Annotated in this window: 18 protein-coding genes; 10 read left to right on the top strand and 8 right to left on the bottom strand. The window is 41.8% G+C overall.

The genetic code is table 11. The annotated features are described in order from the left end of the window. Nucleotides 1-79 precede the first annotated feature (79 nt). From MN086_RS00740 to MN086_RS00695, 10 genes are all read left to right on the top strand, one after another. Entirely contained in the window at nucleotides 80-1423 is a 1344-nt protein-coding gene (locus MN086_RS00740) for an NFACT RNA binding domain-containing protein (protein WP_248576152.1), read from the top strand. A 58-nt stretch (nucleotides 1424-1481) separates the two neighbouring features. Further along, nucleotides 1482-2240, top strand: coding sequence for a phosphatidate cytidylyltransferase (locus MN086_RS00735; protein WP_248576151.1), 759 nt, complete (start codon nucleotides 1482-1484; stop codon nucleotides 2238-2240). Between the two features lie 12 nt (nucleotides 2241-2252). Further along, the gene (gene dxr / locus MN086_RS00730) at nucleotides 2253-3323 is read left to right on the top strand and encodes a 1-deoxy-D-xylulose-5-phosphate reductoisomerase (RefSeq protein WP_248577068.1); all 1071 of its coding nucleotides are present in this window, start codon (nucleotides 2253-2255) and stop codon (nucleotides 3321-3323) included. Further along, the gene (locus tag MN086_RS00725) at nucleotides 3307-3864 is read left to right on the top strand and encodes an alpha/beta hydrolase (protein WP_248576150.1); all 558 of its coding nucleotides are present in this window, start codon (nucleotides 3307-3309) and stop codon (nucleotides 3862-3864) included. Before dxr ends, MN086_RS00725 begins: the two co-directional genes overlap by 17 nt. Beyond that, the gene (gene tsaD / locus MN086_RS00720; protein WP_248576149.1) at nucleotides 3861-4874 is read left to right on the top strand and encodes a tRNA (adenosine(37)-N6)-threonylcarbamoyltransferase complex transferase subunit TsaD; all 1014 of its coding nucleotides are present in this window, start codon (nucleotides 3861-3863) and stop codon (nucleotides 4872-4874) included. Before MN086_RS00725 ends, tsaD begins: the two co-directional genes overlap by 4 nt. 93 nt (nucleotides 4875-4967) lie before the next feature. Continuing rightward, nucleotides 4968-7283, top strand: a complete 2316-nt coding sequence (gene gyrB / locus MN086_RS00715; RefSeq protein ID WP_248576148.1) for a DNA topoisomerase (ATP-hydrolyzing) subunit B — start codon at nucleotides 4968-4970, stop codon at nucleotides 7281-7283. Beyond that, entirely contained in the window at nucleotides 7283-8710 is a 1428-nt protein-coding gene (locus MN086_RS00710) for an EAL domain-containing protein (protein ID WP_248576147.1), read from the top strand. Before gyrB ends, MN086_RS00710 begins: the two co-directional genes overlap by 1 nt. A gap of 10 nt (nucleotides 8711-8720) precedes the next feature. Next, nucleotides 8721-9098, top strand: a complete 378-nt coding sequence (gene queF / locus MN086_RS00705) for a preQ(1) synthase (RefSeq protein WP_248576146.1) — start codon at nucleotides 8721-8723, stop codon at nucleotides 9096-9098. 150 nt (nucleotides 9099-9248) lie between these two features. Further along, nucleotides 9249-9485 carry a helix-turn-helix domain containing protein gene (locus MN086_RS00700; protein WP_248576145.1) on the top strand — a complete coding sequence of 79 codons (237 nt, stop codon included), beginning with the start codon at nucleotides 9249-9251 and terminating at the stop codon, nucleotides 9483-9485. 54 nt (nucleotides 9486-9539) lie between these two features. Next, nucleotides 9540-9881 carry a DUF2853 family protein gene (locus MN086_RS00695; protein WP_248576144.1) on the top strand — a complete coding sequence of 114 codons (342 nt, stop codon included), beginning with the start codon at nucleotides 9540-9542 and terminating at the stop codon, nucleotides 9879-9881. 15 nt (nucleotides 9882-9896) lie between these two features. Here the strand turns inward: MN086_RS00695 and MN086_RS00690 are convergent, their stop codons facing one another. The 8 genes from MN086_RS00690 to rplJ all read right to left on the bottom strand — a co-directional run bounded on the left by MN086_RS00690 (nucleotide 9897) and on the right by rplJ (nucleotide 23566). Continuing rightward, nucleotides 9897-10262, bottom strand: a complete 366-nt coding sequence (locus MN086_RS00690; protein WP_248576143.1) for a hypothetical protein — start codon at nucleotides 10260-10262, stop codon at nucleotides 9897-9899. Nucleotides 10263-10467: 205 nt separating this feature from the next. Further along, complete coding sequence (gene fusA, locus MN086_RS00685) at nucleotides 10468-12558, bottom strand: elongation factor G (protein WP_248576142.1); 2091 nt, start codon at nucleotides 12556-12558, stop codon at nucleotides 10468-10470. Between the two features lie 11 nt (nucleotides 12559-12569). Next, nucleotides 12570-13037, bottom strand: coding sequence for a 30S ribosomal protein S7 (gene rpsG / locus MN086_RS00680; RefSeq protein ID WP_248576141.1), 468 nt, complete (start codon nucleotides 13035-13037; stop codon nucleotides 12570-12572). Nucleotides 13038-13166: 129 nt separating this feature from the next. After that, nucleotides 13167-13538, bottom strand: a complete 372-nt coding sequence (gene rpsL / locus MN086_RS00675; RefSeq protein ID WP_011979826.1) for a 30S ribosomal protein S12 — start codon at nucleotides 13536-13538, stop codon at nucleotides 13167-13169. Nucleotides 13539-13762: 224 nt separating this feature from the next. Continuing rightward, nucleotides 13763-18292, bottom strand: a complete 4530-nt coding sequence (rpoC, locus tag MN086_RS00670; RefSeq protein ID WP_248576140.1) for a DNA-directed RNA polymerase subunit beta' — start codon at nucleotides 18290-18292, stop codon at nucleotides 13763-13765. Next, on the bottom strand, nucleotides 18285-22442 hold the full coding sequence (gene rpoB / locus MN086_RS00665; RefSeq protein ID WP_248576139.1) for a DNA-directed RNA polymerase subunit beta: 4158 nt from the start codon (nucleotides 22440-22442) through the stop codon (nucleotides 18285-18287). The genes rpoC and rpoB overlap by 8 nt, the downstream gene beginning before the upstream one ends. A gap of 182 nt (nucleotides 22443-22624) precedes the next feature. Further along, nucleotides 22625-22999 (bottom strand): 50S ribosomal protein L7/L12, encoded by a 375-nt coding sequence (gene rplL / locus MN086_RS00660; RefSeq protein WP_248576138.1) that lies wholly within the window; start codon nucleotides 22997-22999, stop codon nucleotides 22625-22627. Nucleotides 23000-23080: 81 nt separating this feature from the next. Continuing rightward, a complete protein-coding gene (rplJ, locus tag MN086_RS00655) occupies nucleotides 23081-23566 on the bottom strand; it encodes a 50S ribosomal protein L10 (protein ID WP_248576137.1) in 486 nt (161 codons plus the stop codon). Nucleotides 23567-23709: the final 143 nt, after the last annotated feature.

The raw sequence follows: 23709 nt of genomic DNA, 5'->3' as shown, positions 1-23709 counted from the left end.
TAATTATGATAATATTACGCGAATTATAGCGAAAAAAAATTATGCTAGAATTTCACAACAATGATAGGGAAAGATTCAAATGAAATTATACGAACTCAAAGCCATTGCCGAACGTCTGAACGACTTCTCTTTTATCAGTCGGGCCAGACGTGTGGAAGACAATACAATAGAGTTGGTATTTGACAAATCTGACAGCTATTTTTTCAACATGACAAGAGGGCACAGTTTCATCTATAAGGCCCCTTCACAAAGACCGATCCAAGGCTATAATGCACCTTTTGACACCCTGCTGCACACCCTGCTTTCTGCCAGCAGGATCCTCTCTGTGGAGGTACCAGATGAAGACCGTATCGTGCGTTTGACACTCGCGCCAAAAAGCTCTTATAAGGACAAAATCATCTACCTGCAGTTGGAATTTACAGGGAAAAATACCAATGCCATACTCATCGATGAGAATGAAATCATTATAGAGGCGCTCAGACACATTGATGCAGAGAGCTCTTTTCGTGTCATTCGTCCGGGTGTGGAACTCCTTGCCATACCTCCTTTCAGACGTACAGAAGAGCACCAGGAGATCCCCGATGTTGATGCTTACCTTGAAGAGAAATATCTTCAGGTCCATACAAAAAAACTTGTCGAGTTAAAAAAACAGAAACTCTCTCTTACCGATAAAAAGATCCAAAAACTGAACCAGCTTTTGAAAAAACTTCCCGATGAAGTGCAACTGAACGATGAAGCGCAGAAGTTCAAAGCCTATGCCAACCTCATCCTGGCCAATCTCTACCAGATAAAACCTTACGATACGAAACTTAAAACCTATGATTTTGAAGGCAATGAAATCACTATAAAACTGCCTAAAGATACGAAGGTCAACCGTATGAGTGACCACTTTTTCAACCTATCCAAACGTGCCAAGAATAAAGCCAAGAACGTGCACATAGAAAAAGAGAACCTGCAAAGTAAAAAAGCGTTCTATGAGAATATCTATTATGCGATCGAACAGGCAAAAGATCCTTATGAACTTGAACTTCTTGTGCCCAAACGCGGAAAGTCCAAACGTAAAAAAGAACGCCTAAAAGAGGGGGAACTCTTCTGGATAGAAGACTATAAGGTCCTCGTGGGACGTAACAGTCATGAAAACCAAAAACTCCTGGAGATGGCAAAAGCCAATGACCTTTGGATGCATATACGTGATATCCCCTCAAGTCATGTCATCATCAGGACCGATAAACAAAACCTGCCTGAGTCCGTACTCAAAGCTGCCGCAAAGCTCTGTGTAGATTTTTCTGTCAAAAACCCCGGGGATTATGAAGTCGATTACACCAAGCGTAAATTTGTCAAAGTACAAGAAGGCTCCAATGTGCTTTACAACAAATATGACACGATCTCTATCACTAAAGAAGGTGTTGAAATCAGAGTCTAGTGCCTTCTAATCCAAAGCGTGCTATAATATTCTTCATTTAAACAACGAGGGAATCGTCATGACAAAAATATTTACAGAGTATCAAGAACGGTGGCTTACGGGCATTGGACTATTAGCACTGGTTGGATTTATCGGTTGGGTAGATAGCTTTTTTGTTATGTGGGCTTTTTTAGGTCTTATCTATATGTTCGCCTTTTATGAAGCGATGAAACTTTTCAAACTTACCGATTCCTCTATGTATGTATGGGCTGCGCTTTTATGGCTGGTGGCATATTTCTACCCTAATCCGGATGACCTCTTCTTCTTTATGGCGGTCATATTTGCCTCTTCCCTTGCTTATTTTCATAATTTTGACAAAAGACTGATCCTTCCTTTCCTTTACCCGGTCAGCGGGATACTCTTCTTTCTGATCCTCTACCAGGATTTTGGTATCGCGTCTATGTTCTGGCTCCTTGTCACCGTAGCACTCACGGATGTCGGTGCATTTTTTACAGGCAAAACCATAGGTAAGACAAAATTTTCAGATACCTCTCCAAATAAGACACTCGAAGGTGTCTTCGGCGGTATTACCATCGCAACCCTTGGAGGTAGTTTTGCCGGACTTTTTGTCGTGGAGTGGTGGATCGCGATCATTGTCACGGTTGTGACTTCTGTCGCTTCAGTGTTTGGAGATCTTTTTGAATCTTATCTTAAACGTGAGGCAGGGGTCAAAGACTCTGGAGACCTGCTCCCCGGGCATGGCGGTATCCTAGACAGAATAGACGGTTACCTCTTTGGTGCGGTTATTATGGTCATTGCACTCAGGTCCCTGCTCTAATCTATGTCCAGTATCGTTTTACTCGGCTCGACCGGCTCCATAGGGGTCAATACCCTCATCATCGCAGAACGCTATGACATCGCCATAGAAGCGCTTGTCGCAGGCAACAATATCGAGCTGCTTAATCAGCAGATCAAAAAGTACCGACCCAAAATGGTTGCTATCGCCAACGAAGCGGATAGAGCCAAAGTGGACCACCCCCATGTACTCTGCGGGGCACAAGGTATTTTGGAGTTGATAGAGATGTCCCATAGCGGCACGGTAGTAAATGCACTCGTAGGGTATGCCGGCCTTGCGCCTACACTCAAAGCCACTGGTCTTGGGAAACGGGTTGCACTGGCAAACAAGGAGTCTCTAGTGGTTGCAGGGGAGTTCATAGACATGTCACTTATCACGCCTATAGACTCTGAGCACTTTGGACTCTGGTACCTTATGAATGAACGGCCTATCTCTAAACTCTATATCACTGCCAGCGGTGGTGCATTTAGAGACTGGGAATTGGATAAAATGAAGGATGCTACCTTTTCAGATGCCCTCAAACACCCTAACTGGTCCATGGGAAACAAGATCACCATCGATTCAGCGACCATGACCAATAAACTCTTCGAACTGTTGGAAGCAAAATGGCTCTTTAATACAACAAAGGTGGATGCAGTGATAGAAAAAAAGTCGATCATCCATGCACTTTCAGAATTCACAGACGGTTCTACCACGGCACACTTTGCAGGGGTCGACATGAAACTCCCTATTGCTTTTGCACTGAGAGGAGAAGTAGAAGAGGCCATCCTGCCTCCTACAGACCTGCTTGGCATAGGTGCCTTGGAATTTCTGCCTATTGAAGCGGAGCGTTACCCTATCTGGAGCATCAAAGAGCATATCTTGGAACATGCCCATTTGGGTGTCGTGGTCAATGCAGCCAATGAAGAAGCGATAGAGGCATTTCAGGAAGATCAATGCTGCTTCTTTGGTATGAGTGAAATGGTTTTAGATGCCTATAAAAAGTTTGAAGCGGTGAAAGCATCGAACATCGATGAGATCATCCAAATAGATCAAGAGGTAAGAGCGTATGTCAAACAACGATAAAGTACTCATCCTGCACGGCTGGGGAGGGAGTGATGCACCACACTGGCAGGCAGAATTGGCTGCTGCAGTTGCTAAAGCGTACGGGACGGTCTCTTTCCCTCTGCTTGATAACTGTCACTTTCCCAGCAAGAACAGATGGGTCAAACAACTCAAAGAGATACTTCGCGATTTTGAACCCGATACTGTCGTATGCCACTCTTTGGCCAATACACTATGGTTCTGGCTCTGCGAAGAAGAGGATTTCATGCGAAAGATACCTCAGATCAAAAGACTTTTTATGGTATCCCCGCCAAGCCTTACCACGGATATAGATACCATCAAAACCTTTTTCCCTTGTTCTCTGCCTAAAAACCTCTATGCCAAAGAGATACAGATGATCGTTTCGGACAATGACCCATACATCCAGGTAGAAGAGGCCAAAAACATGGCAGAGCAGTATGAAGTCCCCCTTACTGTGATCAAAGATGCAGGCCATATCAATGCTGACAGCGGCTACGGAAAATGGGACCTTATAGAAAACCTTGTATTGGAAAGAGCATGATCTTAAGTATTGAATCAAGCTGTGATGACAGCTCCATAGCCATCACTGAAATAGCCACGAAAAAAGTCCTTTATCATAAAAAGATCTCCCAGGAGGCACAACACTCGTGTTACGGCGGCGTGGTCCCTGAACTTGCATCGAGACTGCATGCTGTCGCACTGCCTGAGATACTCAAAGAGACCCGGCCCTACTTTGAAAAGCTCAAAGCCATAGCGGTCACCAACCAGCCCGGACTGGGGGTCACACTGCTTGAAGGTATAGCTATGGCAAAAACCTTAAGTACGTTGCTTGAGATACCGCTTATCCCTGTACATCACCTCAAAGGGCATATCTACTCACTTTTTATCGAAAAAGAACCTATTATGCCCCTTCTTGTACTTCTCATTTCTGGAGGGCATACGCAGGTGATACGGGTTGAAAGTTTTGAACATATGGAGATCCTTGCTACAAGTATGGATGATTCAGTGGGCGAAAGCTTCGACAAATGTGCCAAAATGATGGGCTTGGGCTATCCCGGAGGACCTCTCATCGAAGCACTTGCCCTCAAAGGCGATGAAGACCGTTTTGACCTGCCTGTACCCTTACGCAACTCTCCCCTCATTTCCTTTTCTCTCTCAGGACTGAAAAATGCTGTCAGACTTCAAGTGGAAGCACTTGGCGGCAGTGAGAATATGAGCGAACAGGATAAGGCGGATCTCTCTGCATCCTTTCAAAAAGCGGTCAAACTTCACCTGCTCCAGAAAAGCAAAAAGATCTTTGCCAAAGAGAAGATCAAAGACTTTGCCATCGTCGGCGGAGCATCTGCCAATAAATACCTGCGGAATGCCTACCAGGACCTTTGTAATGAGTTTGGGAAAACAATGCATGTGGCACCGCTTCAATACTGTGCAGACAATGCAGCTATGATAGGAAGATATGCACTCGAAGCCTACAAAAGAGATCTCTTCGTCGATCCCAATGACATCGATATTGTAAGCAACAAAAAACAACAAAACGGGATGCTTCTTTGATTGTCACTTCAATCCCCGTTTTATAGCCAGATATCTAAGCTATTTTTAGCTAGAATATATACACTTATACCCCCACGAAACGGAGTCTTAAACATGTCAGAATATGGTGCTAGTAATATTAAAGTCCTTAAAGGACTGGAAGCGGTAAGAAAAAGACCTGGTATGTACATTGGTGATACCTCAATCAAAGGTCTTCATCACCTTGTATACGAAGTCGTAGACAACTCTATCGATGAAGCGATGGCAGGCTTCTGTGATACGATCAAGGTCACCCTTACAAAAGAGGGTTCAGCGATCATTGAAGACAATGGTCGTGGTATCCCTGTAAAAGAGCACCCAACTGAAAAAATCTCTGCAGCAACAGTCGTACTGACCGTACTGCATGCCGGTGGTAAATTCGATAAAGATACCTATAAGGTTTCAGGAGGACTTCACGGTGTGGGTGTCTCTGTTGTAAATGCCCTCTCCAAAAAACTGGATATGACGATCTTTAAAGATGGTGAGATCCACACACAAAGCTTCCAAAAGGGTATCCCTGAAGCTCCGCTAACATCTGGTGATAGCACAAGAAAACACGGAACCAGAATAGAGTTCTGGCCGGATGAGACCATCTTTAAGGAGAGTGTCACTTTCCAAAAAGAGATCCTGATGAAACGTTTCAAGGAACTCTGTTACCTGAACCCAAAGATCACGATCGACTTTAGAGATGAGCGTGACGGTACAAAAGAGTTGTATCATTTTGAAGGCGGTATCAGACAATTCGTTGAAGATATGAATACGAAAAACCCTCTTTCAACGGCACAGTTCTTCCAGGGTAAAGCAGATGACATCGAAATCGATATCGCACTCATGTATTGTGATGCAGATTCGGAAAAGGTGCTCTCTTTTGTAAACAATATTAAAACAGCTGAGGGGGGAACCCATGAAGCAGGTTTTAGAGCAGGTCTTACACGTTCTATGGCCAGCTACATCTCTAAAAATGCCAATGCCAAAGAGAAAGGGACTAAGATCACGGGTGATGACTGTAAAGAGGGGCTTATCGCCATCGTTTCCGTACGTGTACCCGAACCACAGTTCGAGGGGCAGACCAAAGGGAAACTGGGTTCTTCTTATGTACGTCCTTTGGTACAGAAGTTCTTCTCTGAAAACTTTAACAAATACCTTGAAGAGACCCCTTTGGAAGCAAAAGAGATTATGGCACAGATACTCCTTGCAGCCAGAGGTAGGGATGCAGCAAAACGTGCCAAAGACTTGGTAAAACGTAAAGACTCTATGAGTGTCGGAACACTCCCGGGTAAACTTGCGGACTGTCAAAGCAAGGATCCTGAGATCTCTGAGATCTACCTGGTGGAAGGGGATTCTGCCGGTGGTTCTGCGAAGCAGGGACGTGACAGGGTTTTCCAGGCGATCCTTCCGCTCAAAGGTAAGATCCTGAACGTAGAGAAAGCACGTTTGGAAAAGATCCTCAAATCCGACGAGATAAAAAATATGATCACGGCACTGGGTTGCGGTATCGGTGAAGAGTTTGACGAAGAGAAATTAAGATATCACAAGATCATTATCATGACCGATGCCGATGTGGATGGTTCTCACATTCAGACACTGCTTATGACATTCTTCTTCAGGTTCTTGAAACCGATCATTGAAAAAGGATATCTCTATCTTGCACAGCCACCGCTTTACCGCTATAAAAAAGGTAAAAATGAGACCTACCTGAAAGATGAAAAAGCCCTCAATGATTATCTGATAGAAAACGGTATCTCTGCTATTGAAAGCAATACTATGGGGCAGGCAGACCTTGTTGATCTCTTTAAACTGGTCGCATACTACCGTATGACGCTTAAAGAGATAGAAAAACGTTTTGCCCTGCCTGAAGTACTTCGATATATGATCGAAAACCCTGATGTGATAGGTACAAACAACAAAGAGCTTGCAAAAACGATAGAGGCATACATCGCTGAATTGGGGTATAACATTCTCAACAAAACCGTTACAGAGGATACGATACACCTCTTTGTACAGACCAATGACGGGCTGGAAGAACTCATCGTAGATGAGATACTCTTTACAAACCCTCATTATAATGAAGCGATACATATACACCAAAAGATTAATGACCACATCACAGACGAATTTAAAGACCAGGACCTTCTTGCACTCTTTGCGGAGGTAGAAAGTTCAGCAAAAAAAGGTGCCTATATCCAGCGTTATAAAGGTTTGGGGGAAATGAACCCTGAACAACTTTGGGAAACAACCATGACACCGGAGAACAGAAGACTGTTGCAGGTCACCATAGAAGATGATGAAAGTGCCAGTGATACATTCACACTCTTCATGGGTGATGAAGTAGAACCTAGAAGAAACTACATTGAAAGCCATGCCAAAGATGTAAAACACTTGGATGTTTAATGCTCTACTCACAAAAAGAAGAGAGAGAACGACGTTTTACCCTGGCTCTTAGAGCAGGTATGCCCATACTCGTTCTTGTTTTTCTTGTTTTTTACACGACACTTGATCATGAGAATACAATCAGTATCGGGCTGAAAGATGGGGTACTGCTTGCAGCAATTACTTTTATTGCCATCTATTATATTTATTTTTTAATGAATCTCAGTGTGCAGGAAACCTTCTTGGATCAAACTACACAGGGTTTCAATAAAAAAACATTTGTAAAAAAACTACAAAAGTATAAACCAAAATCATTGGCATGCCTGAGTATCGAAAACCTTCCCTTATTAAGTGAAAATTACAGTAGCGACCAGATTGATAACCTTCTCTATACCATTTCCAGGAAATTGAACCTCGTATTTAAACAAAATGGTTTGGAAAAGGTACTGATTGGCCGGGGGCGCGGTTCAGAATTTTTGATCGCACTTGATGATAACTATACACATATAGAAACGATTTTGGAAACGCTCATAAACGAGAATGCTCGCATCAATGATATTGACGTAGAGTTTAAATTTGCGATTATCACTAATCCTCATGAGGACTTCGCAAAAGCCATACTGCAACTTAGAGATATCCTTGCAAGTCAATCTGAAGATGACAGTCAAGAGAAAGACAGCTCTAAGACCAAAGATGCTCAGGAACTTTCGGGTATAGAAAAAGAGGTGATCAGTACGATCCAGAAGAAAAAACTGCTTTTATCCTTCAGGCCTCTCATGAACACATCGAACGATACGATAGATACCTATGAAATTTCGGTCAAACTGGAATCAGAGACCCATAAAGATATCCTACCGCGTGTATTTTTGCCCATCATTAACCGCTTGGGTCTGGGGAGAGAGTATGACTTTACCTTGATCACACATGTGATAGAACTCTTACCCCTTGTGGATGAATCGATCTCCTTTACCTTTAATCTCTCGCCCTTTTCTCTCAGGGACAGCTCTTTTCAGGCAAAACTTTTTGCTTATTTAGAGGAGAAGAAGGTCGACCCTTCCCGTCTCATTATCCAGCTCTATGAACGCAAAACACACCATGATCTCAGCGGATACCTGAAAACACTCAAGAGCTTTAGATCTCAAGGCATACGGATCTGTATCGATAATTTTGGTTCCTCCAATGCCTCTATGGAATATATGAAACATTTTAAATTTGACATGATACAGTTTGATAGAAGTTATGTGACAAACCTGGAGGATGAAACCACCTATGCCATGCTGCACTCTTTGATCAATATGGCAAAAGAGCTAAACGTACAGACTGTGGCCAAATGGGTCGACAATGAAGCCCAAGAGAGCAAGCTAAAAATGCTGGGTATAGACTATATACAAGGATTTGGTGTAAGTAAATCCATTAATGAAGCAACATTAATCAATCGATACAACTAAAGGAAAAACAATGAAATACGGCGAAAAAGAGATACTGGAATTTGACATTAACAATGAAGAGAATTATTGGCCCAATGAACATCAAAAGAATTATACGATCAATATTGAACTTCCTGAGTTCATGTGTATGTGCCCGCGTTCAGGGTATCCTGATTTTGCGACACTCAAACTCAGCTATCAACCGGATCAGAAAGTGATAGAGCTCAAAGCACTCAAACTCTACATCAATTCATTTATGAGAAGGTACATTTCACACGAAAACTCTGCCAATGAGATCTATGATGCACTTTACAGCAAGCTGAAGCCTAAATCCATGAAGCTCATCGCAGATTTCAATCCAAGAGGAAACGTACATACCATCATTGAGATAGACAGTACGAAAAACTAACCCTTGATTCACACCGAAGGTACTCTCACCCTTCGGTCTGCAGGGAATGACATTTTTATTCTTGCTTCAAAATATTACAATTTGCCATATATTTAAACTTCTTTCTTAAAATCCATTATCATACCCCCTATATGAATACGAAGGATAGAGATGATAGATTTCCATGAAGTGATGCAAAGAGTCAAAGAGATCCTCTCAACACAGACGAATAAAGAAAAAATACTTGACCGGGATATAGCAGATTCTCTGAAGCTGGATCCCCAATACTTTGCGGTCATTAAAAGACGCAAAAAGATACCTTATGAGTCACTGGCCCATTTTTGTAAGCAACATAAGATCAGCCTGAACTGGATACTTCTGGCACAAAAACCCCAATATTTGACCTGAATAGCATTTATAGCTATAATAAAATGCGTTACAAAATCTTATTAAAGGGACATCATGAGTAAATTAGATGAAAAAGTTGAACACTATGTTGCTGTTTCCAAAGAGTTAGGATTGGGTTTGTCAGAAGACCTCATTAGTAAAGTAACGGCTGGGCTGGGACCATCTATCTATCAACAGGATGCTGAAACCGTATCATGTTCAGACAGTTCAGAACTTGACACAGTCAAAAAGAACTTTTTAGGGAATAAACTCGGAGTTGATGTGGACGATGCCACTTTAGATGCTGCTATCAAAAAAGTATGTGAAGCGATGGGAACATCAAACAGACATAAATACAGAGCGCTTTTCTATGCACTACTTGCCAAAGAGTTTGGCAAAGAGTCTCTCTATACGTAAACACTGAAAGAAGTTTTATATCTTGATAAACAAGATATATCTCTTCTGCTCATCATTTTTTCCGAATCCAACGATCTCCATATCTTTATACTGTGCATTGACGTCCATTTTAAGCTCAAACAGCATTGCTTCCATATCCAATATCAGGATGGAGGGGATAAGCTCTCCTATCGTCAATTTTTGATCACTACCATCTATCTTGAATCTCAGTTGTCTTTTTTCTCTCTCTAGTTCTACAGAATTTAGTGGTGCTTCCCCCGCATAGATAAGTTTTTCACTATCCTGCGCATCAGTTTTAAGTAAGCCGGCCATCACCTCATAGGTTTCATGGTTACCGATCTGTTCTCTTACATCTTCTATAAGGTCAATAATTACTCTCATGGATATCCTTTAAATACTATGCTATGCTAATTTAAAAATTAAAATAGAATAATACTCTTCAATGATGTTAGTAATAGTTAAGTTCGTAGTTAATTTGCTGTAGATTTGGTTTGATGGTATTTTCGTAATGAGAGAGCTTACAATAAGTAAGTGACCGAATGGAGAAAACTCCATCCGACCGAATGTGCAGTAAAGGAACTCGAAATTAGCTATTTCTTTTTTCGATGATCTCTTTAGCTACATTCGCAGGAACCTCTTCATAGTGATCAAATTCCATTGCATACGTTGCACGACCCTGTGTCATTGAACGTAGGTCTGTTGAGTAACCGAACATTTCTGAAAGCGGTACAAATGCATTAACGATCTTGTTACCAGCTCTGTCATCCATACCAGAAACATTTCCTCTTCTTTTTGCAACGTCACCGATCACGTCACCCATAAAGTCTTCCGGAGTTTCAACTTCAACTTTCATCATTGGCTCAAGGATCACTGGATTTGCTGTTTTACAACCTTCTCTGAATCCCATAGAACCAGCAAGTTTAAACGCCATTTCTGATGAGTCAACATCATGGTAAGAACCATCGTAAAGTGTTACTTTTACGTCTTCTACAGGATACCCAGCCTGGATACCTCTAGCCATTGCTTCTTGTACACCTTTGTTAACCGGCTGGATAAACTCTTTTGGAACAACCCCACCTTTAACTTCATCAACGAACTCGTAACCGAAACCTGGCTCTTGCGGCTCGATTCTAAGGTATACGTGACCGAACTGTCCACGACCACCTGATTGTTTCGCGTACTTGTATTCTTTGTCAACCGCTTTTCTGATCGTCTCACGGTATGCAACTTGCGGTGCACCAACTTCCGCTTCAACTTTAAACTCTCTCTTCATTCTGTCTACAAGAATTTCAAGGTGAAGTTCACCCATTCCTGAGATGATCGTTTGACCAGACTCTTCATCAGTAGCCACACGGAAAGATGGATCTTCTGCAGCAAGTTTACCAAGTGCAAGTCCCATTTTTTCCTGGTCAGCTTTTGTTTTAGGCTCAACTGCAACAGAGATAACCGGCTCTGGGAAATCCATTCTTTCAAGAACCACTTTATCTTTATCTGAACAAAGTGTATCACCTGTTGTTGTATTTTTAAGACCAACAACTGCACCGATCTCACCCGCGTAGATCTCAGCTACTTCTTCACGTTTGATCGCGTGCATTTTCATGATACGACCGATACGCTCTTTTTTCTCTTTTGTTGAGTTCAGTACATAAGACCCTGACTCTAAAGAACCACGATACACACGGATAAATGTCAACTGACCAACAAATGGGTCTGTCATGATCTTAAATGCAAGTGAAGCAAACTCACCGTTGTCTGTTGACTCAACAGTCACTTCAGCATCTTCATCTTCCATTTTAGTACCCTTGATCGCAGGTGCTTCAACCGGAGATGGAAGGTAAGCAACAACAGCGTCAAGTAGAGTTTGAACACCTTTGTTTTTAAATGCTGTACCTGGAAGCATTGGAACAACATGCATACCGATCGTTGCAGCTTTGATACCAGCCACGATCTCATCTTGAGTAAGCTCTTCACCCTCCATGTATTTTTCCATAAGCTCTTCGTTACCGTCTACTGAAGAAATCTCTTCGATCATTTTTTCACGGTACTCTTCAGCTTGTTCTTGAAGTTCAGGACGGATATCTTGCTCACTGTATGCTGAACCCATTGCTGCTTCAGCATCCCATACAACTTCTTTCATTTTTACAAGATCAACTACACCTTCGAAGTTCTCTTCTGCACCGATTGGAAGCTGGATAACCAATGGGTTACCTTTAAGTCTCTCACGGATCTGTCTTTCAACTTCTAGGAAATCTGCACCCGTTCTGTCCATCTTGTTAACAAATACAAGTGATGGTACACCATAACGGTTTCTTTGTCTCCATACTGTTTCTGATTGTGGTTGAACCCCACCAACAGCACAGAATACTGAAACAGCACCGTCAAGTACTCTCATTGAACGTTCAACTTCAATCGTAAAGTCAACGTGACCCGGAGTGTCAATAATGTTGATCTGCTTACCTAGCCACTCACAAGTTGTCGCAGCAGAAGTAATCGTAATACCTCTCTCCTGCTCTTGCTCCATCCAGTCCATAGTTGCAGCACCATCATGTACTTCACCTATCTTGTGTTCAACACCTGTGTAGAAAAGGATTCTTTCAGTTGTTGTCGTTTTACCTGCATCAATGTGAGCAGCAATACCTATGTTTCTTACGTCTTCAAGTTTGTGCGATCTTGCCATAACTTAGTTCCTTACCATCTGTAGTGAGCAAACGCTTTGTTCGCTTCAGCCATTCTGTACGTATCTTCTTTCTTCTTGAAAGCAGCACCTTTTTCTGTTGCAGCGTCCATAAGTTCATTACTTAAACGCTCCATCATTGTTCTTTCATTTCTTTTTCTCGCTGCATCAACGATCCATCTGATTCCCAGTGATTGTTGTCTTACAGGTCTAACTTCTATAGGCACTTGGTACGTTGCACCACCTACTCTTCTAGATTTTACTTCCATTACAGGTTTCACGTTATCCATTGCTTTGTTGAATACGTCAATACCTTTTTCTCCAGATTTTGATTCAATTCTCTCTAACGCAGCATACATTACTTTTTGCGCTGTGCTTTTCTTACCATCAAGCATTACTGCATTGATGAACTTTGTTAATACTTTAGAACCGTGTACTGGATCTGGCAATACCGGTCTAACGGGAGCTTTTCTTCTTCTCATTATATTTCCTTCTTCAATCTTATATGGTTGATTTACTCAAGTCTTGTCCCCTAAGGATAAATGACAACACCTGTTTCAAGTCTATCTCTAGACTAAACTTTTACTTTAACACGTTTAAATAATCTAGGATTACTTAGGTTTTTTAGTACCGTATTTAGATCTTGCAACTGTTCTTCCAGTTACACCTGAAGCATCTAGCGCACCACGTACAATGTGATACTTAACACCAGGTAAATCTTTAATTCTTCCGCCTCTTACAAGTACGATAGAGTGTTCTTGAAGGTTGTGACCCTCACCACCGATGTATGAGATTACTTCAAAACCACTTGTCAATCTTACTTTAGCAACTTTTCTAAGTGCCGAGTTAGGTTTCTTTGGTGTTGTAGTATATACTCTAGTACATACGCCTCTTCTCTGAGGACATTTTACGAGTGCAGGTGATTTTGATTTTTTCACTTGCTTTTTACGTTCTTTACGAATCAATTGATTAATTGTAGGCAAATCGTTTCCTTTCTGGTTAGTTTGAATTGAGATCATATCTCTTGAATCTGGGTTCTTACACCACATCAAAGCACTCACTTAAATGCTTGGATCTGAAGCTGGCCACACAGATTTTTGGAGGCATATTATACTGAGATAATCTTTAGAAATTCTTATATGATGAGAAATAGGATCAGAAGAGAGGGTCACTGCTTCTAGCCTAAACTAGAAACAGTGTGGGAAAATTACTTTACAGCAGAAAACTTGATGTCGCTGCTATCTATCATACCCGTACCCACTGGGATAAGACGTCCGATAACAACGTTTTCTTTAAGATCTTCAAGCGTATCGACTGTTCCTGCGATAGATGCAGATGTCAATACTTTTGTTGTATCTTGGAATGATGCAGCAGAGATAATACTGTCTGCCCCAACCGCTGAACGTGTAATACCTACAAGCATTGGCTCAGCAATAGCAGGTTCTCCACCAAGTGCGATCACACTTTCGTTCTCTTCTTGGAACTTACGACGGGATACAATGTCTCCTGCGATGAACTTGGAGTCACCGCTCTCAACCACTTTCACTTGTCTCATCATTTGAGACGTCACGATCTCGATGTGTTTGTCTGAGATATTAACCCCTTGTCTACGGTAAACCATCTGTACTTCAGAGACAATGTACTCGTAGAGTGCTTTTTCTCCAAGTGCGGCAAGGATATCATGACTTGAGATCGTACCGTCAGTCAATTTTTCACCGGCATGCACATACTCTCCGGCATGTACAAGAGATACTTTGTTCTTGTCGACGAACTGTTCAGTCACCTGATTATTGTCGCCAGTGATGATAAGTCTCTCTTTACCACGTAACGGTTTACCGAAACTTACGACACCATCGATCTGTGCGATCAATGCGATATCTTTAGGACGTCTCGCTTCGAAGAGTTCAGATACTCTTGGAAGACCCCCGGTAATATCTTTTGACTTGATCGCTGCTTTTGGTGTTTTTGCCAGAATATCCGCGATACTTACATCATCTCCATCTTTCACAAAGAGGATCGTCTTCGCGTCAAGCTGGTAACGGATCACCTCACCGCTTTCAGTTGCCAATACGATCGCTGGTTTATACGCAGCAGGAATATACTCGTTCAGCTCAAGTCTTGTATCACCTGTCACTTCGTCAAACTGCTCAACCACAGTCACACCCGGAATGATATCTTCAAACTTCAGTTTCCCTTGCTGTTCAGCGATAATAGGCTCAGAATATGGGTCCCACTCAGCGATCACTACCTGCGTTGATGTTTCAGGAGCAGAAAGAAGATCACCCCTTTGAACCATCGCATCATTGTCCACTTTTACCACAGACCCTCTTGAGATGTAGTGTCTTGCTGCTTCTCTGTTGTTTTCATCAACAACCACAGCAAAGAGACCTTTTTCTACAACTTTTGTACCTTCTGTGATACCTGTATGTGCTTCAAGGTAGTCCCCTTTAAGCAAGAAGAACTTCACCGTACCTTTTGATTCAGAAACCACATTTTGCGTCACCGGCGCACCATCTTCCACTTTAAGTTCAGAAGCAAATGGCACACGGCTTGGTACAGACCAACCCTCATTGATTACTTCAACGATTGAGTCACCCTCTTTTACTTTATCACCATCTTGTAGCGGTAAGAAAAGTTTTCCTTCTACTTTACCTGCAACACCTGCAAGTTCATTTGACTTCGCCACATCCGATTTTCTAAGGTTATACTTGATCTCATCTGCACTGCCTGCATTGACAGAGATCACATACTCGTCATGTGTCACAACCAGAGAAACAGTACCGTCAACTGTTGCTTTGATCTTAGGTTCAACCAAAAGCACACCGGCATTTCTTCTGTTGGCAACGATAAGGTTACCTTCTCTATTACGGTATACGTTCAGGTTATAGTATCTAATGAAACCTTCTTTACTTGCGATCACCTGTCTGTCTTCTTTACCTGCTGTTGCCGTACCACCTGTGTGGAATGTACGTAGTGTAAGCTGTGTACCCGGCTCACCGATCGATTGTGCTGCGATAACCCCTACCGCTTCTCCACGTTTCACTATTTTGTTATCCGCCATGTTCAGACCGTAACATTTTGCACAGATACCTTTTGGTGCTTTACATGATGATGGTGCTCTCATGACGACGGAACGTACACCTGCATCTTGTACTCTTGCAGCTGTCTCTTCATCGATCATCGTACCTTCACTTACCAATACCTCTGAAGTGATAGGATCGATCACATCTTCAGCAAGTACTCTACCGTAGATACGATCTGCCAACGGTTCGATCATCTCATTACCCACAACGATATCTGATACCTCTACACCTTCGTGTGTACCACAATCTGTCATAGATATCTTTACGTTTTGTGCAACATCGATCAGTTTTCTTGTCAAGTAACCCGCATTCGCAGTCTTCAGTGCTGTATCGGCAAGACCTTTTCTCGCACCGTGCGTTGAAATAAAGTACTCAAGTACATTCAGCCCCTCACGGAAGTTTGACGTAATAGGTGTTTCAATAATAGACCCATCAGATTTCGCCATAAGCCCCCTCATACCAGAAAGCTGTCTGATCTGCGCTGCCGAACCTCTCGCTCCAGAGTCTGCCATCATGTGCACCGAGTTAAACCCGTCCTTGTCATCTCTAATAAGATTCATAAGTCCTTCAGCAATGCCGTTGTTAGCATCCGTCCAGATATCGATAATTTTGTTGTAACGTTCCTGATCTGTTAAAAGACCCGCACCGTATTGTCTCTGGATCTCTTTCACTTCTTCTTTTGCAGTGATAACATTTTCGATCTTCATCTCAGGAATCTTGATATCATCCACAGAGATTGAGACACCTACTTTTGTTGCATATTTGAAACCCATATCCTTAAGATCATCAAGGAAACCTGCAGCCTCAGACACACCACCTATTTTATAGATATAGTCAACCAATGCACCGATATCTTTTTTCTTCAAGACTTTGTTCCAGTATTTTTCCGGTACATAATCAGGGATGATCGATTTCAAGATCAATCTACCTGCAGTCGATTTAGAAATATGCCCATCGATCACGGTTCTGATACGTGCATTAAGGTCTAGTGACTGTTGTTCAAATGCGATCTCAACCTCTTCAACGTTTGCAAAGAGCTTATGTTCACCTTTGACATCATTCTTCTCAAGTGTCAAGTAGTATAGACCAAGAATCATATCCTGTGAAGGTACGGCAATCGCCTTACCTGATGCTGGAAGCAAAATATTCATCGATGCAAGCATCAATACTTTTGCTTCGGCGATCGCTTCATCTGAAAGTGGTACGTGTACCGCCATCTGGTCTCCATCGAAGTCGGCGTTGAACGCAGAACATACCAGTGGGTGCAATTGGATCGCTTTACCCTCGATCAATCTCGGGTGGAACGCCTGGATAGACAATTTGTGAAGCGTTGGTGCACGGTTCAGTAAGATAGGATAATTATCAACTACCTCTTCTAGACACTCCCATACTTCATTCTCTTGCTTCTCGATCATCTTTTTAGCTTGTTTCAGTGTCGTTGCATACCCTTTTTCCTCAAGCTTTGCCATCAAATGCGGCTTAAAGAGCTCGATAGCCATTTTCTTAGGCAATCCACACTGATCCATACGTAGATCCGGACCGACAACGATAACAGAACGACCAGAGAAGTCAACCCTTTTACCAAGTAGGTTTTGTCTGAAACGCCCTTGTTTCCCTTTGATCACCTCAGAGAGTGATTTGAGTGGTCTTTTGTTTGCACCCTTAACTGCATTTCCTCTTCTACCGTTATCAAAAAGTGCATCTACGGCTTCTTGAAGCATACGCTTTTCATTTCTAACGATGATCTCAGGTGCATCAAGTTCTACCAGTCTTTTAAGTCTCTGGTTTCTGTTGATCACTCTTCTATAGAGGTCATTCACATCAGAAACAGCGAATTTACCGCCATCAAGACTTACAAGTGGTCTCAGATCCGGTGGAAGTACCGGCAGTTGTGTCAGCATCATCCATTCTGGTCTGTTTCCTGAGTGAAGGAATGATTCGATCACCTTAAGACGTTTAACGATCGTCTTTCTTTTTGCTTCCGATTTTGTCGCTTCAATCTCAAGTTTAAGCTGGTTGAACATATCCACAAGGTCAAGTTCTGCAAGCAGTTCTTGAATGATCTCTCCACCCATTCTTGCATCCAGGTCTGTACCGCCAAAACGTTGAATGATCTGCTGATACTGTTCTTCGTTCAATACATCATATTTTGCAAGCGGTGTCAAACCTTCACTATCATACGATGCTTCACCAGGTGTTTTAACGATATAGGCTTCATAATAAAGTACTCTCTCAAGGTCTTTCATCTTTACACCCAAAAGTGTACCGATACGTGAAGGAAGTGAAGAGACATACCAGATATGTGCCACAGGCGCGATAAGATCGATGTGTCCCATACGGTTTCTTCTTACTTTAGAAGTGGTAACTTCAACCCCACATTTTTCACAGACAACGCCTTTATAACGCATCTTTTTGTATTTACCACAAAGACACTCATAGTCTCTGATAGGTCCGAAGATCTTCGCACAGAAAAGACCGTCTCTTTCCGGTTTCAGGGTTCTATAGTTGATCGTTTCTGGTTTTTTTACTTCACCGTAACTCCATGAGAGTACCTTCTCAGGACTTGCAACTCTAAGCTGTAGGGCTGCGACATCATTTGGTCTCTCTTCACTGTTAAGATCTATTGGTGTTAAATTCTCTAAAAACTTACTCATTTTCACCCTCCACTTCTTTTGTGTTCTCATATAATTCTGTATCAAGACCTAACGCTTGAAGCTCTTTTGTCAATACGAACATGGTTTCAGGAACACCTGACTCAGGTACTGCTTCACCTTTCGTGATCGCTCTGTATGCTCTTGCTCTACCTTCAACATCATCTGATTTGATAGTCAACATCTCTTTAAGGGTATGTGACGCACCATATGCTTCAAGTGCCCATACTTCCATCTCTCCAAATCTCTGTCCACCGAAGAGTGCTTTACCACCCACTGGCTGTTGTGTCACAAGTGAGTAAGGTCCAGTTGAACGTGCATGCACTTTTTCATCAACCAAGTGGTGAAGTTTAAGCATATACATATACCCCACATTGACTCTCTCGATCATCTCTTCACCTGTTTTACCATCATAGAGTTTCATTTTCCCGTCAGAATCCATCTTCGCCATTTCAAACAGCTTATCGAATTCAGCCTGGTTTGCCCCTTCAAATACCGGTGCAGCAAATTTTACACCTGTAGACCAGTCTCTACCGTATTTGATCAACTCTTCATCGCTCATAGTCTCTAGAAGCTTTCTTGCATCCATCAATTTTGCCACATCTGCAATAGCGATCATTTTCTCTCTAAGATCTTTAATGAAAGTATCTTTCTGTTCTACGAACATCTCTTCGATTTGTTCACCAAGGTTCTTCCCGACCAATCCCAAGTGTACTTCAAGGATCTGTCCGATGTTCATACGAGACGGTACCCCTAGCGGGTTCAAAATAAGATCTACCGGTCTTCCATCTTCTTGGTATGGCATATCGATCTCTGGTACGATATTGGAAACGATACCTTTGTTTCCGTGACGCCCTGCCATCTTATCACCTACTTTGAGTTTTCTCTTTGTAGCGATATAAATTTTTACCAGTTTCGTAACCCCTGAAGGAAGAATGTCATCTTTTTCAAGTACACTCAATTTCTCTTCATGCTCTGTTTTCAGTCTCTTCTTCTGTTTCAAGAAGTAGTTTTTCAGTGACTCATACTCATTTTGCACTTCATCTGTGAAAGACTGAACCACACCTCTGAGTGCAAATCTGTTCACACCTTTGATCGTCTCTTCATCGATCTTAGATCCTGCTGCATATTCAGTTTCACCGATCGTTACAGCTTTCACCAACTCTTGTCCTGAAAGATAGTGTGCGATACGCAAGATCTCTTCTCTATCGATCATAAGAAGCTGATCATGATGGTCACTGTCTAGAATCGCTTTCTCTTCTTCATAGGCTTGGATCGCACGTGCATCTTTTTCATACCCTTTTTTCGTAAAGACTTTGATATCAACAACCACACCTTCCATAGATGCCGGACAGTAGAGCGATTTATTGACCACATGTCCTGCTTTTTCACCAAAGATCGCTCTTAAGAGTCTCTCTTCAGGTGTTGGTTTGATCTCCCCTTTAGGACTGACTTTACCCACAAGGATCATACCAGGTTTTACATAGGTACCGATCTGAACGATACCGCTCTCATCCAGGTGTAACAACTCATCTTCACGGATGTTCGGAATATCACGCGTGATCTCTTCCGTACCGTGTTTGAGTTCTCTTGCTTCCACCTCTTTCTCATAAGTATGTACGGATGTAAAAGTATCTTCACGGATCAGTTTTTCAGAGATGATCACCGCATCCTCATAGTTATATCCATACCAAGGCATAAAGGCTACACGGATATTTTTACCGATCGCAAGTTCACCCTGGTCCATATTTGCACCATCGGCAATGACTTGTTTTGCTTCGATCTTGTCACCAAGTTTCACGATAGGCGTTTGTGTAAACGTCGTGTTCTGATTGGTTCTCATGTTCTTTTCAAGTGGATAGTGGTCTATAAATACACCGCTCTCATCTTCACCCATGATATAGATGTTCTTCGCATCAATTTTCTCTACAGTACCTGGTCTTTTTGCCTTGACACATTCCCACGCATCACGACTCACGACCGCTTCCATACCTGTACCAACCACAGGCGCCTCTGTTTTAAGAAGAGGTACTGCCTGACGTTGCATGTTCGATCCCATCAGTGCACGGTTCGCATCATCGTGCTCCAAGAATGGGATCAATGCCGCAGCAGAACCAGAGATCATCAATGGAGAGATGTCGATAAGATCAACCCTCTTTGCCTCGTTAAGTTCGATATTCCCGTTCAATCTCGTCTCGATAAGATCTTCCACGATACGTCCCTTCTCATCAACGACAGTCGATGCAGGCGCAATACATTTGTCCTCTTCCTGTGTCGCAGTAATGTAGACAATTTCATCTGTTACTTGACAATCTTTAACCACTTTGTACGGTGCCTCAATGAACCCGTGTTCATTTACTTTTGAGTACGTTGCCAATGTATTGATCAAACCAATGTTTTGACCTTCCGGTGTCTCGATAGGACAGATACGTCCATAATGAGTAGGGTGTACGTCCCTTACTTCAAATCCGGCTCTTTCTTTAACAAGACCACCTTCACCAAGTGCTGAAAGTCTTCTTTTGTGTGTCACTTCTGAAAGCGGGTTCGTCTGATCCATGAACTGAGAAAGCTGACCAGATGAGAAGAACTCCAAAATCGTATTAGTGATCATTTTAGAGTTTACCAGATCGTGCGGCATCAACTCATCAAGTGTTCCAGATACCGTTGTCATCTTATCTTTGATCGCTTTTTGCATCTTAACAAGACCATTATGAAGCTCGTTACCTAAAAGCTCACCAATTGCTCTAATTCTTCTGTTACCCAAGTGGTCTCTATCATCAATATGACCTTGACCATTCTTAACTTTGATAAGATATTTCACCGTATTGATAAGGTCTTCAGCTGTAAGAACAGTTGCATACTCAGGAATATCAAGTCCAAGTTTGTGGTTCATCTTCATACGACCAACTTTTGTCAGGTCATATCTCTCAGGGTCAAAGAAGAGCTGCTGCAAGAATGCTTTTGCCGCATCAGGTGTAACCGGCTCACCAGGTCTCATCACTTTGTAGATACGGATCGCTGAAAGCACATTTTCATCATCGATTTGTTCTGTTTGCTTTAAGAGTCTTAAGCTCTCATTATCTGCAATAAATGCATTAATGATCGACATATCTGCACCCTCGGCAAGATCATTGATCACCTCTATCGTGTCAATACCCTCTTCGATCATCTTTTTAAGTTTACTCTCATCTAGAGGTGTTACTACATCATAAAGTACTTCACCGCTCTCTTGGTCAATGATAGGCTTAGCAAGATGTCTCTCCATCAATACATCAAGCGGGTATTCGATCCACTCTAAACCATCTTCGATCAGTTTTTCTGCTTTTTTCTTCGTCAGTCTTTTCCCTGCATTGACGACTGTGTTACCGTTCATATCTTTGACATCATACTCTGCTCTACCACCAAAATCATTCGCATCAAATCTTACAAGGAATCTGTTATCTTTGATATGGATCTCTTTTGTTGCATAGAAGAGTTTTACAATATCATCTTTAGAGTAATCCAATGCTCTAAAGAGAATTGTCACAGGGATTTTTCTTCTTTTGTTGATACGTGCATAAAGAATATCTTTGGAGTCATACTCAAAATACAACCATGAACCACGGTCCGGGATGATCTGTGCAGAATAGAGCATACCGCTACCGGCAGTCGTTCCCTCTTCTTCTTTAAAGATAACACCCGGAGATCTGTGAAGCTGATTCACGATCACTCTTTCAACACCATTGACAACAAATGAAGTTCTATCTGTCATCAAAGGAATATCACGTACGAAAACCGCCTGTTCTTTGATCTCTTTTGGATCAAGTTTTTCACCTGTCTTTTCATCTCTGTTCCAGATCGTCAATGCAATGTTCATCTTCAGAGATACAGAGTAGGTCAAGCCTCTCTCCATACACTCTCTAACCGTATACTTCGGTTTGACGATCTCAGAGTTTTTATACGTAAGTGTCAGTCTGTTTTGTTGGTCATGGATAGGGAAAGAAGATCTGAAAACTTTCTCTAATGTAGAGTTTTTTCTGTCTTTTTCACCTAGCATTAAAAAGTTTTCATAACTTTTTTGTTGAAGCTGGAGCAAATTTGGGATTTCAATTTCTCTTGGTGTTTTGGAAAAGTCAACACGGAGTCTGTTACCAGAATGTAAAGAATTTAACATGGGTTATCCTTATTTCGGTTTAGTTTGGTTTATGTAGTGTGTTTAATGTGTATATATTGGGTATACAAAAAAACTATTGCCATGAGGGTATGAAAATGTCTCCGAATAGTTTATCGCTATATCCAATGAGGTTTGTAACTCGAGCTCAGGCACTCTGCCTAAGCTCTCTTAAATAATGAAAATTATTTAAGCTCGCATTTAGCGCCAGCTTCTTCAAGTTGTTTCTTGAAGTCTTCTGCTTCTTCTTTAGAAACACCTTCTTTAAGTACAGATGGAGTCTCTTCAACAGCAGCTTTCGCTTCTTTAAGACCAAGACCAGTGATCGCTCTTACTGCTTTAATAGCATTGATTTTTTTGTCACCTGCATCAACAAGTACAACGTCGAACTCAGTTTGTTCTTCAGCAGCTTCGCCACCAGCAGCTGCACCACCACCAGCTACTACTGTAGCTTGTGCAGATACACCAAATTTCTCTTCAAATTCTTTTACAAGCTCAGAAAGCTCAAGTACTGACATGTTTGAGATAAACTCAAGAACATCTTCTTTAGTTGTTGCCATAATTAATTCCTTCAATTATAATTATATGAGATGAAACATTTCACAGTTTCAAATTAAAAGAGCCTTGTGGCTCTCACCACTCTACGCCTCTTCTTCTTTTTTTGCTGCTAATGCATTCAAACCAATTGTGAAGTTTTGTACCGGTGCGTTCCAAACATTAAGAAGCATACCGATAAGTTCATCTCTAGTAGGAAGTTTGGCCATTGCATTAATGGTTTCCAAACTAGCAACTTCACCCTGGATCAAACCAGTCTTGATTGCAAAACTATCTTTGAATTCAGTTGCGGCTTTGTCAGCGATTTTACAAGGTATAACTTGTGTATCACCCCAGATTACAAGGTTTGTGTCTTTAAAATCAATCGCTTCACAACCTGCATTTTGCAATGCGATGGCTGCAAGTTTGTTTTTAACTACTTGAACTTTTGTATCTTCATCTTTAGCAAGATTTCTTACAACTTCAAGATTCTCAACAGTCATACCTTTGTAATCACAAACGATAATGGCACCAGCGTCTTTAAACTCTGCTGTCATCTCTGCAACTAACTCTTCTTTTCTAGTTCTAGTCATATAATTCTCCTTCCGACCTCTAAAAGGGTTCCCCTAAAGGACCATATATTCTTTCAAATATATTAATTAAGCTTTCGCCCCTCTTATCTTTGACCTAAGATTAATGAGTAGTAAAAATTACACTCAAACAAAAACTAAAAAAT

It is taken from the genome of Sulfurovum sp. XGS-02, from assembly GCF_023213175.1.
Classification (GTDB): Bacteria; Campylobacterota; Campylobacteria; order Campylobacterales; family Sulfurovaceae; genus Sulfurovum.
Note: the sequence above shows the minus strand (reverse complement) of the source record. Positions and strands in the feature narration are given on the sequence as shown.